This is a genomic window from Vibrio sp. 10N.222.52.B12 (assembly GCF_002875385.1).
GTDB classification, from domain to species: Bacteria; Pseudomonadota; Gammaproteobacteria; order Enterobacterales; family Vibrionaceae; genus Vibrio; species Vibrio jasicida.
This window is the reverse complement of the sequence record NZ_MDAW01000149.1, coordinates 1-12,573: the sequence shown is the minus strand read 5'-3', so window position 1 is coordinate 12,573 and position 12,573 is coordinate 1. Positions and strand designations below refer to the sequence as shown.

Below are 12,573 nucleotides of genomic sequence, written 5' to 3'. Positions count from 1 at the left end.
GTAGGCTGTTAAGTCAGCTTCTTCTCAATCAGTTGCCACCAATCTTGCACACTGGGCTTGGCGGCAAGTTCCATAAAACTCACATCTAGACCAGCTTGCTGCCAGTCACCGACCAGTGACATCATACGAACCGAATCTAAACCGAAATCCAGCAGGCTATCTTCCGGCGTCATTTCATCGACTGGCACTTCTAGCAATGCCGCTAACTGCTGAGTTAAATGTTGCTGAGATTGAGGAATGGAAAAGTCATCACCGACAAATTCATCTGCACTGCTGATTTGAGATAGCAATTGCTGCTTATCCAACACATAGCCACAGCGACCTGCGACATAATTGAGTGCCATTTCATGATCGTTCGCTGAGAAATCTGCGACAGCATCAGAAACCATAAAAGCTTTAATATCGGTCATGAACGCTTCGGCAGCGGTTTGTAAACAACCAATGTGGGCATAAATACCTACGATGATCAGCTGGTCACGACCCGTTTCATCCATCATGGATTTAAGCGGAGTACGCTGAAACGCACTGTAACGCCACTTGGTGTAAACAATGTCTTGTTCAGAAGGCGCAAGCGCAGGGAAAATACGCGTAATATCATCATCCGCTTTCAGACCTGGTCCCCAAAAGTCCGTTAGTAAGGCACGGTCTTCTTGGCGTTGGTCACCCGGTTGAGCGGTGTAAACCACAGGGATACCCGCATCGATACACGCTTGTTTAATTTGCTTAATATGATGAGTGAGCGTTTGGATCATCTCACTATCGACATCATAGAAATTGAGAAAATACTGCTGCATATCGTGAATCAATAACACAGCGCGCTTTGGCTCTACAGACCAATTTACGCGGTTTTCTGGCATCGGCTTAGATAGTGAATAACCAGAGATAGATGGAATGGCCATGGGGCTAATCTCCAAAATTTTATTTATACACACGACACCGTTGATATCGTGGTGTGGTGGTTCGATTAAATCAGTTCTAGAAGTTTGTTTTTGTTGATCTTTCCTACTGGCGTTTTGGGTAGAACATCAACAAAGATCACGCGATCTGGAATTTTGAAATCCGCCAATCCTCGACCTCGTAAGAATCGCTTGATTTCAATAGGCTTGGGATTTTGCGCTCTGCACACCAATGCCGCGCAACTGCGCTCACCAAGGTATTCATCTGGGATCGCAATCACCGCCGCATCGTGAACGGAGTCATGAGCAAGAAGGTGATTCTCCACCTCTTCGGCCGCAATTTTTTCACCACCACGATTGATTTGGTCCTTATCCCGCCCCACAACTTGCAAATTGCCTGCTTCAGTCATAACGACAATATCCCCAGTGCGGTAATAACCAAGGTCGGTAAAAGAACGCTGATTGTGTTCCGGTGCATGGTAATAACCCTGAATGGTATAAGGACCACGCACGAACAAAATCCCCGCAGTCCCTTTCGAAACCGGATTACCTCCTTCGTCTAGTACCAAAAGCTCATCTGCAGGTGACATAGGACGGCCTTGCGTAGTGACAATTTCTGAGTCTGGATCATCCAAACGGGTGTAATTTACCAGCCCTTCAGCCATGCCAAACACTTGTTGCAAAGTACAACCAAGCTCTGGCTTCACTCGTTTTGCCGCCTCTTCACTAAAACGAGCGCCACCAACTTGCAGTAACTGAAGTGACGTAATGTTTTGCTGGGTTCTTGCTGCTTCATCTAGCCATAACAACGCCAATGGAGGAACCAAAGCCGCGACAGTGATTTGGTGTTTTTCAATCAAAGAAAAGGCCGTTTGAGGGCTGGCATCTGGCGCTAGTACGACCATGCCACCAGCCATAAAGCAGCCCAACGCGCCAGGCGAACTTAATGGGAAATTGTGCGCAGCAGGTAAAACGCATAAGTAACGAGTGCAAGCAGAGAACTGACAAACGTCATTGCTCGCACTAACGCTATAAAGGTAATCAATGTGGGTTCTTGGGATGAGCTTTGGCGTACCCGTTGTCCCACCAGAAAGTTGGAAAAAAGCAAAGTCTTCGGCGACATCAGGTTGAGCATCAACCTCTTCCAAAAACAGTGTGTTTAGCGCTTGAGCACCGGTAGGTATTAAGCTCTCTTCACCAGCCCACACTACCGTTTTTAAACTCGGTAAATCTGCGGCCACTTGTTGAGCTATCTCAGCGGTTTTGACGCCCAATTGAGGTGCGGTAATCAATACTTTCGCTTCAGTAAAATGACAAAAGTATCGAATCTCCGAATAGCGATGCGCAGGTAACGCTAAAACGGGTTGAACCCCAATTTTAAGCAAGGCAAAGAAACTCAAATAAAACTCACCAACGTTGGGCAAATGCAAAACCGCTTTATCACCGGATTTTAGATTGAGCTTGTGCTGGAACCCGGCAGCAAGCTTGTCAACTTGTTCGACTAACGTTTGGTAAGTCCATTGCTGATCGCCCGCAACCAAAGCTACGCATTCTGAATAACGCTGTGCGCTCGCCTCAAGCATCTCTGGGATGGTTTGCTGCGTCCAAAACCCTGCATCGCGATACTTTTGAGTCATCTCTTGCGGCCATGGGGTAAATCCTGATGCCTTCATGCACGGGCGGTTCATTGAACCACCTCCATGTTCTCACGGATTTCAATACCCAATGCGTTAAGCACGGTTCGCATCTTGTTGCCGGTTTCTTCAAGTTCACTTTGTGGCTCTGAGCCAGCAACAATGCCAGCACCCGCGTAAACGCGAAGACGTTTTTTCTCGACCTCAGCACAACGGATCACGACAACCCATTCTCCATTGCCGCGGGCATCCACCCAACCAACCAGCCCGGTAAAGTAACCACGGTCAAAGGGCTCTACATTGCTGATAAAATCATAAGCCTGCGCTGTAGGGTAACCGCATACCGCAGGTGTCGGGTGCAATGCACTCGCGAGTTTTAATACGCTGGTATTGGCATCTGAAACCATGCCCTCGATACGAGTCGAAAGATGTAACATCGCTTTGGTTTCAATCACCGATGGCACCATCGGCACATACAAATTGTGGCACCAAGGTTGGAGCGCTTTCTCGACGGCATCCACAACCACCGCATGCTCGTGAAGATCCTTGCTGCTTTCCATCATCAACTCACCTTGTTGTTGGTTCATTGATTCGTTGTCACTGCGACGACGGGAACCTGCTAGCGGGTTGGAGCAAACATGAGGGCCTTTGCGCGAAACAAGAAGCTCAGGGCTAGAGCCCATTAAATATGCATCGGAATGGCTTCCTCCAATGCGAGTCGAAAAGGTGTAGCCACCGGGGTTCTGTTTGAGTAACGTTTTTAGGAAACGAGCGCGGTCAATATCCTCTTCCGTCTCGACTTGCATGGTGCGAGACAAGACGACTTTGTCGAGTTCCACATCCTCTCGACAGCAACTCCTTACGGCTTGTTCAACGCTACGCATGTAATCACTAGGATCGGGAATGGGTTGAATAGAAGATGGATGACAATCCGTTAACCCATCCACATCCGACACTTTATCCGGTCGGATTGGTGATGTCGTAATCAGACGTTCAGGGACAATGAAATGTACTGGGTTGTGTTCAGAAAATGGGATCACACCTACAGCGATAGGGTTTTCATTGCCCTCTTCCTTCGCCGAATCCAATAATTGGCTGATGTGAGTATCTAATTCTGAGAACCTGACTTGTTGGGAAAATTCGGCAGCAATCCCTTGAGTCAATAACGTCACTGTCGGAGAGCTAAAGAAGAACGAAGCATCATCCGTATGGGCATTAAGAAACTCTGTGAGCATAGTGCTGCTTCCCGTTGAGTTACGAAGCATAATCATCTCTCAAACTGTATTAAACATGGCGTTCCAAATGAGATTCCTTCTCATTTAAGAGGTGAGACTACACACACAAAATCATTTATTCAAACACTTTTGATAATAATTATCATTCGTATTATTTATAATTTTATAAATTAATCCCATAGTATTAATATGGGGAAACGCAAATAATTCTTTAGTCTTATCAGTAAAATAGCCTCAAAATGACGCATAAAAAATGGCTGACACCTTATGCTGTCAGCCATTGATTGTTGTGATAGTTCTTACTTAGAAATACTTATTAGCCATATTACCCGTTATCAGAAAACCCATACTTCTCATCACTCAGCGATCGTATCTCGTTGAAGCGATCTTGCATCTTGCCTCCGATCAAATCGACACGCCTTTGCATCTCATTCACCCATTCACGATCTGCCATCACTTCACGTGGAAATACGGTCGAACGCGCATTCTCACCAAGGTACAGAAACGCATCAAACAGTTCCCCGACTCGGGCATCCATCTATCCATTGCCGCCAGTTTATAGCGCGCTTTAGGTAATAAATCGATGAATCGAAGTGGCTCAATAGGACTATTCGTCACTTCGAGTAGCGATGGTGATTTTACATTGTGGAAGGTTTGCACGACTTCGGGTTCTGTCATCGGCCAAATTAAATACGTACTATCAGGAAACGCTTGCTCTAATCGAGTCGCAAGCGGCCAAGCGCTGGCTTGCGTTTTCGCGACATAGTCCTTCGGTGCATTCACCAGATGGAAAGCCCCGAAAATCAACAGTGCTTTTTCATTGTGCTCAATTCGCTCTTGAGCAATTTGGTAAAAGTAATCCGTTTTACTCTGCGCCGCTTGTTTCCAAACTTTTGCATCCGCGACACCATCCCATTCAAAGGGCGCTTCCGCGAGATGCACCTGAATTTTTTTGCCTTCAGGTAACAACAAATTACGCGCTCTGATCGCCTTGAAGAAGTTGATATACGCATCTGGCATCCAAGCCATAAAGTAAATCGAACCACGTAGCACCTCATTCAGCTGTGATTCGCTGACCTCACCGCCTGCCAGATATTTATCCAATACAGGTTGATATTTCGCATTACCAAATTCGACCACAATATGGGTGACTTGGTCAGAGAAAGCATCGGTCGAAACCAGTTCCGTTGCGTATCGTAAAAAAGCGTCATTCCAATGGTAATCGCCAATCCCAACAAAACTGTGTTGCTCGAATGCCTTCAGAATTGCGGCATCAGCGGGCTTAGCTTGCTCAACCACTTGTTCAATTTTTTGCTCCGGCAAATCGACCTTTGCAAAGTGCGGTAAATACTCACACCCTGAGATCCCAACCAACCCTAAAACCAGTACCAAGGGCTTGATTTTCCAGCCTAATGTCTTCATTGAATTCTATACCTCCTTGTTAACATCATGACAACGATAACAAAAATCATTATCATCTATCCAACTTAGATTTCATATTTGTATCGCGAAAGGGAGAAGGTGATGCGTGAAAACCGCTCAGAATTCTATGGCAAACTGTGCTTGGTCACTGGTGCCGGACAAGGGATTGGCCTAGCATGTACTAAAAGCTTATTAGACCAAGGGGCGCATGTTATTGCTTGCGATGTGACTCAAGCAACATTGGATGAACTACAACAAAACTTGTCGACCAACCAACAACAATGCACCACATTACTTCCGTTTGATCTATCCGATCCACATGCGATCCTCAATGCCTGCCAGAACCTTCAGCAGGATAACCTCATCCCTGAGCTCATCATCACTTGTGCTGGTACATTACACCTCGCCTCTATTCTCGAACTGCCGTACGAAGCGCTCAATAAAACCCTAGATATCAACTTAAAAGGCACCATGCTACTTACCCAACAGCTTGCAAAAATGTTGGTCGAAAACGGCAGAAAAGGCGCGATTGTCGCAGTAGGATCAAATGCCGCAGACACACCACGCGTGAAGATGTCCGCCTACTGCACATCTAAAGCTGGCCTGCACATGTGGATGCAATGTTTGGGATTAGAACTGGCAGAGCATGGCATTCGCTGCAATATTGTTAGCCCCGGCTCAACCAGAACACCAATGCAAGAGCAAATGTGGAATGAATCTTATGGCGAGCGAGAAACGGTTCAAGGCAACTTAGCGTCGCATCGAATTGGCATTCCGTTAAACAAGATTGCCGAAACCAAAGACATCACCAATGCGATTGAATTTTTGCTCAGTGATAAATCTGGCCATATCACCATGCATGATTTGAGAGTGGATGGCGGAGCAACCTTCTGATCCCCCGCCAAAATATTGGAAAGTTTAACCGTAAAATTTGGGGTGCATGCCCTTCTCTAACTTGCGCCTCACTTTATAGGACACATCAGCTAATGTGATTTTGCCTGAGTTCTTGCGGTCAATCCCCGCGTTTTGGCGATAAGCGATCGAGCCTTTCTTGAAAAGCACATGTGTTGGCGGTTGGCCGATTGCAGCAGGATAAAGGATCGCCATATACACATCCTCAAGACACGCCATGTCATTTCGGTATGGCATAAAGTACGCTTTGACATAATCCAGCTGATCCAGAGCACTCATTTTGCCCAACTTCTTTGTGCTTGTTCCCAGCGCCTCTGCCGTCGATGGCATAAACTGAATAAGCCCTGTCGCCCCACTTCCAGAGCCATTTTTGATGCTCGGACTAAACGTCTCTGCCGTTTCAAATGCCATGCAAGCCATCAAATGATTAGGATCGATATTGAGCTCTTTAGAAATGTCGTTAACCTTGATTTTGAACTCTACCGAGACGCGATTTCCCCAAGCAAGGGCATCGGTAGTTGGAACCGATAAAGACGCTGAAGAAACATCACTTTTTATAAGGAATAAAGATGAAGGTGAAAAAATGTTCAGGCTTTTCGAATTATTATCTATCAACCTGTTTTGAAAGGAAAAAACCTTATCTTTTTTGTGCTTAAGCTTTTCAATTTTTAATAGCTGATACAATCGCTTAGAAACCGTTTTCACGATACAACCACATTTGGAAAACATGTCCCAAACTGTAATCCATTTCTCACTCTTTTAATATCAGTATCAGTTATGAAGCACAAAAATGTGAGGTAGATCTGTGAGCTTTATAAGAAATGGAAAATTTATAAATAAGACTGTTTGAGAAGTATACTCAGCGTTTTTCTGTACGTTGAAAACAATGAGAAATTTGTGGTGTATTCTCGCTAGGTTGGATGGTAAACCACTGAGTGACAATACGACCTTGATCTTGTCGGAGCTGCACTAATACTGCATCACGTTCGTAAACTTGAACACCATGGATGTTAGTTAAGTTGCCATTTGAATAAGACTCAAACAACACATCTAATGCGGGTCCTCGCCTATTCAATTTACACTTTATCCTTTCATCAGTTTGAACGCCTAGACTACGAAGCGTGCACTCTTCATCTTGTATCTGAAGTTTATATTCAATCCACACAAACGGCCCTGCGTTACTTTGCCCCAAATCGATATCACAATGAAAAACCCCATTCCAATTAGGAGTGACAAAGGCCACCGTCGCTACGAATCCGATTGTGCTCATTATCATACTCTCTCACTTCTCTGGCTAAAAATGAGAGAGTATTTCAACCCAACTATCGCTGCACTTAACAATAACAAAACTTCGAGTGATACCCAGTTACCACTCTGCAATACAAAGACGGCTTTTCACACCACGAATCTGTAATCCCATCGCCTCAAATACATGCTCAAAATCTTGGCAGGAAGCAGGTACATTCGGTAAAGACAACGACGCTTCTGTAAAGAATGACCGACTCAGGGTTTCTGATTCTCCCCACGCCAGTTCCCACCAATCCAAGATGCGTTGTTTAGACGCATTCAATCGATACACCGCGGGCAGTCGATCGCGCTTGTTGAGGTTTTCAGTTTTAGATGTTGGCAGCAGATTCCATTTATCGTTGTTCGGCCAATAAGCGAAGGGCAAGCAGTGATCAACATGGTACTCATTACGCAACTTACTCCCACTCCATACACTGATGATCTCAGATTGATTCGAACGCAACTGCTCTACCCTTTTGCGTACTGCGCGAGTGTCGTGGTCTTTATCAATCCAAACCAAACAATCATGATAGGTTTGAAGGGCAATGCCTCGGTCTTGGTTTGAGCTAAACCGCTGCATTTCAAGAATCCACTGATTGACCACCAGCGGCTCAATCCATGAATGGTAAAGCCTTAAGCAGTCCCACAAGCTCTCATCCAAAATAAATTTGCCATAGCTTTCAAGGAACTCCCCATCAACAACGATAGTACCTTTATGCTTTTTAGAAGAACGTACCATTTCAAAATATGGATTCGATTTGTCACCTTGGTATGTATAGGTAACTGGCCCATCTTTAATGGTTTTCAAACTGTCTTTGATAGCTTTATCTAAAGCGACAGCATCGTCACCAACAAATATGGTACCAATTGCTAAATCATCCGGACTTAAATGAGAAAGCTTGTCCCAACCATCAGGCTTAATGAAACCGAGTCCTTTTGATGCATTAGAGTTCTGCTGGATGTTTTCTTTATCAATGAGGCGTTTAAACTGACGAATCCAATACAGACCAACTAAACCAAGAGGGATCGCAACTTTACCATCAGTACGATCAATAACGGCTCCGGAATGAGCATCTGCAATTCGTAATAAGGTTCGTAGCAAAGCCAGTTTGTAAGTGGCCGACTTAGAGTCGTTCACGATGATATGACGAACCTTGTTGAGATCACCGGAACCATCATCGGGAAGTGACATGACAACCGTCTGCCAATGAACATCATCACGCTTGAGTTGGTCGTCACTGTCCGAGACATGCCTAACCATAAGCGCACTGTTCTTTGCCAGTTGTTCTAACTCTTGAACGGAGACAGGATAAGCTTTGCGCCCATCAGTAAACTCTCCATGGCGAAGGCTTATGACCAAGCGGCCATTAGGCGCAAGCAGATTAGAGAGTTTACGAAAAGCACGCTCACGATGAGAAGTCGCAAGATGCATCCAAACCGCACTCACCAATATCAGATCAAAGCGAAGTCCCAAGTTGGTGGTTTTCTCAAGAGCAGGCAAGGCATCATCAAGCCAAGTAACCAAATTACCCGTCTTAACTTTACCAAGCTCTAGTAGAGATGCCGCTGGTTCAAGAGCAATCACCTCACAGCCTTGCTCCGACATCCATTTCGCATCTCGCCCAGACCCCGCTCCCACATCCAAGATCCGATCGCCTGCATGAGGCCAAAAAGCCTGCCAGCTCGCATGAACGTTCTCAAACGTCGTCGAGTTGTATTGCTCCGCTAATGAGCTCGCATTTTGGTTATAGAAATTGAAGGTAGAGGACATAAAGGTAAGGCTGCAATTGAACTGAACACATAGTAAGTGCTATTGATTGCAAAGACTAGAAGGTAGTGCAAAAGTTGTAGGAAACGTTGCGTTAGAAGTTCTGTCGCTAAAAAGTGGACCAAACGAGCACCGAGAGTAAAGCGATTTGCTTGCGATGCAATCATACCTATTTGGGAATCTACAATTTCTTAGTTTTATATCCAACTTCTTGGCAAGATAAACAAAAAATTGGTTTTCAAGTCCTTGCCATCATTCCAATTGATTGATTTTTATTGAAAATAAAATGGCATACTTTCTGCTGATTAGAGTGATGATTGGTTTTCACTTTAGGTATCAGTGTGTCATACAAAATTCTTCCGCTTTCGGAAGTGATGTCTCATGAATTCGGTTTGATAGAGGGCGATCTCCATAACCTTGTGGAAGCTGATGTTGCCTCTGTCACCCCTTCTCATCTTACTTTTGAACAGCTAAAGCAACATCTCTACGAAGGCAAGCTCGTACTCGTGAGTGATACGCCTCAAACTCCCGCTCTACTTAGCTACAACGACCCAGTTGGCCCTAAAACTTGGCGGCTAAACTCTGAGGCTATCCCGGCATTCTCTGATGATGCCGCTGATAATTTGTTAGCAAAAACGAAAATCACCAGAACAACGGGAGGGTACAGCTCTTGTATTGGGGATACCTCGGCGCTAGAGCGGGTTTATACGCCGCAGCCAATCGCAGCCGAAAGTGAAGAGGAAATCACCAAGGAATTTGAGTACAGCTTTGAAGTTGGCTGCTCAGATACCACCGTAAGTAAAATGGTGCACAGTGACTTTGCTATAGCGAGAACTGAAAATGAGAACGCTGTAACGCGGTGGGAGCAAGCCAATACCGAGCAAGGTACACGCTACACGGCGTTATGTGCATTCGATGAGCCAAAGCGTCTAAATATCCATATAGCTGATGACAACCTCGGGCTGACGCCATTGGAAGCAGTCACCTTACAAAAAGCCGGTAGTCATAAGGCTGTTGAGGGGTTCATACCTGTCGTCCCTGCCGTGCGTTTGGGTGAACGCTTAGGATTGCCTACAGAAGGCTATTACTACCACTTTAATGATGGTGAACTTGTCCAAGAATACAAAATTCTTGGGGAAGAAAAATGGGCCTTTTATGCTACGCAATCGACACAAGACACACTCAATGACGAGCGCGGTTTTACCAAAGACCAAAGCGCTATTTTAGTGTATTGGAAGTTGGCAAACCAAATCCTCGAGGACCAATACATCATTTATCTTGAGCGGCAAATCACGCGTGAAGAGCTAGATAATCTCAGTGAAGATTGGCTGAGTGAAAACGGGATTAAGTTGGATATCCCTGCACTATTTGATGCGGCTAAACAGCCGGAAGAAGCACGCTCAGAAGATAACAACGATGAAGCGGAAGCAGAACAAACCGCAGCAACGCACATCGTAGTTGCGGGGGAAACCTGGCAGAGCATAGCTGAACGGTATGGTATGGGAGCTAAAGCCTTGCTCTCGCTTAACCCCGTGTTTGAGTCCGATCCTCTGTCACTCGCGGTCGGTGATGAAATTGTTATTGCTGAGACACAGCAACAACAAGCACCAGACAAAAAGAACACCTTTCCGCCATTGCGCCCGCAAACCTACAACAACATCCGCAACAGTCATTACCAACACAGCGATCCATTGCTTGGGTTGACCAAATACCGAGCCATCAACGCTGCCGATTGCGTAGAAGGCGATGTGGCCATCCTTAACTTAAAAGACGTCATGAGTTCGCTCGTGTTCGCTAAATCCTGCACCAGACCAAAAGGATGTATTGAAATTGGCGATCAGCAAGAGTCCATCAGTAACTTTGGCTCATGGTCGTTTTTTTCACAAGCGAACGCAGCCGTTCCCGCGGTAATTCCAGCCATTCAGGCGACACAAGCACAGATGGCCATAGGCAGTTCCGCAGCTGTCGCCGGTTCACCAGAACAAACGCAACAAACCCAAACCGCGGCGATGCAGTTAGATAAACTGGCCGGCACATTGAAAGACAAAATCGTCGAGGGCTACCGCTGGCAAGTAGAAGGCATTGGCGCTCTATTTGCTATGCAACAAAGCTTATTTGGTGATAACACCCAATACACTGACCAAGATTTACGCCAAGTGACCACGGTGCAAAGCCGAATTCGTGTCCACATAACAGAGCCAAAAGATGGGGAGTTTTATCCGCATGTGCAGGGCTATCACATAGACGATACCCGCATCCCTATCAAATACGTAAAACAGGGAAATAATGGCCAGCTGTCCGTTGCGATTGAAGAGAACGGACCAACCATCTATTGGACGCCAGAAGAAAACGGTGAAGCAAGTTGGCAAAGCACGCCTGATCATAGTGATGGGTTTGAAAAAGACGATATACTGGTCACGCCAATCCACTCGGATAGCGATGCGAACGTCACCGTTACGCCTGCGCCAGAAGAGAAAGACTGGCGTGATGCGATCTTAGTGTTCCCTGAAAGCTCAGGTATTGCACCGCTTTATGTGGTTTATAAAGAAAGCCCGAGAGATAAGCCCGGAGTCGTTACCGGTAAAGGCGAAGATATCTTTGGCATTTGGTTAGCTGATGCGGGTAAAGACTTAGGTGCTCCAATACCCTCCCAAATCGCTGATAAACTGAGAGGAAGAGAGTTCAGCAGCTTTGATGCATTTAGAGAAGGCTTTTGGTACGCCGTTGGTGAAGACCAAACTTTGATTAACCAGTTCAGCCGTGCGAATCAACGTTTGATCAAGAGAGGCCGCTCTCCTTTTTCGCTACCAAGTGAACAAGTTGGAGGGAGACAAAGGTATGAGTTACACCACAAAGAAGAGATACAGCATGGTGGAGAAGTATTCCATGTAGATAATTTATGTGTCCTTACCCCGAAACGACATATCAGCATACATAAGGATCAATAATATGAAGCTTGTAATTAAAGATGCCTTACAAGACTACACCGAGGCGGAATTTTATCGCTTCTTAGAAGAATTTTTCGAAGACACCGACACTAACGATTTAGATGATGAAGCTTATGACTTGCATATATCAAATCTATCCGCCCATTTTTCAGAGTTAGTATCTCACCCTGATGGTAATGCTTTGATCTTCCACCCTTCCCCAGGTAGAGAGGACTCTCCTGGCGGTGTTATTTTAGAAATAAAAGAGTGGTACGCTAAGCAAGGACTTCCTTGCTTCAAAGAGTAAAAAGAAAAGGCGTCACAATGACGCCTTTCTCGCTTATCGCGATTGAACTTTTTACAAATTTAGCACAGACCTCACTACTGTATTTTTAATGGACAAAAACGCGTTACACTAAAAGCTCTGACCCACTCAACTGATATTAGAAAAAGTATCTGAAACTTTAAACCTTAGAGCTTAGAGGTTGATAT

At 45.4% G+C, this 12,573-nt stretch carries 9 protein-coding genes and 1 pseudogene; 3 read left to right on the top strand and 7 right to left on the bottom strand.

Annotation, left to right across the window (positions count from 1 at the left end):
• Nucleotides 1–8: 8 nt before the first annotated feature.
• From BCT11_RS22835 to BCT11_RS22820, 4 genes and pseudogenes are all read right to left on the bottom strand, one after another.
• A complete protein-coding gene (locus BCT11_RS22835; protein ID WP_038865588.1) occupies nt 9–899 on the bottom strand; it encodes an isochorismatase family protein in 891 nt (296 codons plus the stop codon).
• Between the two features lie 65 nt (nt 900–964).
• Nucleotides 965–2,584: a (2,3-dihydroxybenzoyl)adenylate synthase gene (locus BCT11_RS22830; RefSeq protein WP_102389352.1), complete on the bottom strand. Its 1,620-nt coding sequence runs from the start codon at nt 2,582–2,584 to the stop codon at nt 965–967.
• The gene (locus tag BCT11_RS22825; RefSeq protein ID WP_050568409.1) at nt 2,581–3,801 is read right to left on the bottom strand and encodes an isochorismate synthase; all 1,221 of its coding nucleotides are present in this window, start codon (nt 3,799–3,801) and stop codon (nt 2,581–2,583) included. Before BCT11_RS22825 ends, BCT11_RS22830 begins: the two co-directional genes overlap by 4 nt.
• A 289-nt stretch (nt 3,802–4,090) precedes the next feature.
• Nucleotides 4,091–5,187: pseudogene (locus BCT11_RS22820) on the bottom strand (hypothetical protein).
• Nucleotides 5,188–5,289: 102 nt separating this feature from the next.
• On the opposite strand from BCT11_RS22820, the gene BCT11_RS22815 reads away from it, so the two are divergent.
• Entirely contained in the window at nt 5,290–6,081 is a 792-nt protein-coding gene (locus BCT11_RS22815; RefSeq protein WP_042604619.1) for a 2,3-dihydro-2,3-dihydroxybenzoate dehydrogenase, read from the top strand.
• Nucleotides 6,082–6,105: 24 nt separating this feature from the next.
• Here BCT11_RS22815 and BCT11_RS22810 read toward each other — a convergent pair whose 3' ends face one another.
• The 3 genes from BCT11_RS22810 to BCT11_RS22800 form a co-directional block, all read right to left on the bottom strand.
• Entirely contained in the window at nt 6,106–6,828 is a 723-nt protein-coding gene (locus BCT11_RS22810; RefSeq protein ID WP_102389351.1) for a transglycosylase SLT domain-containing protein, read from the bottom strand.
• A 130-nt stretch (nt 6,829–6,958) separates the two neighbouring features.
• On the bottom strand, nt 6,959–7,369 hold the full coding sequence (locus BCT11_RS22805; protein ID WP_133152157.1) for a DUF5991 domain-containing protein: 411 nt from the start codon (nt 7,367–7,369) through the stop codon (nt 6,959–6,961).
• Nucleotides 7,370–7,465: 96 nt separating this feature from the next.
• The gene (locus BCT11_RS22800; protein ID WP_102389349.1) at nt 7,466–9,157 is read right to left on the bottom strand and encodes a class I SAM-dependent methyltransferase; all 1,692 of its coding nucleotides are present in this window, start codon (nt 9,155–9,157) and stop codon (nt 7,466–7,468) included.
• 338 nt (nt 9,158–9,495) lie between these two features.
• Between BCT11_RS22800 and BCT11_RS22795 the strand changes: the two genes are divergently transcribed.
• Together BCT11_RS22795 and BCT11_RS22790 are read left to right on the top strand one after the other, a co-directional pair.
• Nucleotides 9,496–12,102, top strand: coding sequence for an S-type pyocin domain-containing protein (locus BCT11_RS22795; protein ID WP_102389381.1), 2,607 nt, complete (start codon nt 9,496–9,498; stop codon nt 12,100–12,102).
• A gap of 1 nt (nt 12,103) precedes the next feature.
• On the top strand, nt 12,104–12,388 hold the full coding sequence (locus tag BCT11_RS22790) for a bacteriocin immunity protein (protein WP_102389348.1): 285 nt from the start codon (nt 12,104–12,106) through the stop codon (nt 12,386–12,388).
• Nucleotides 12,389–12,573 lie beyond the last annotated feature (185 nt).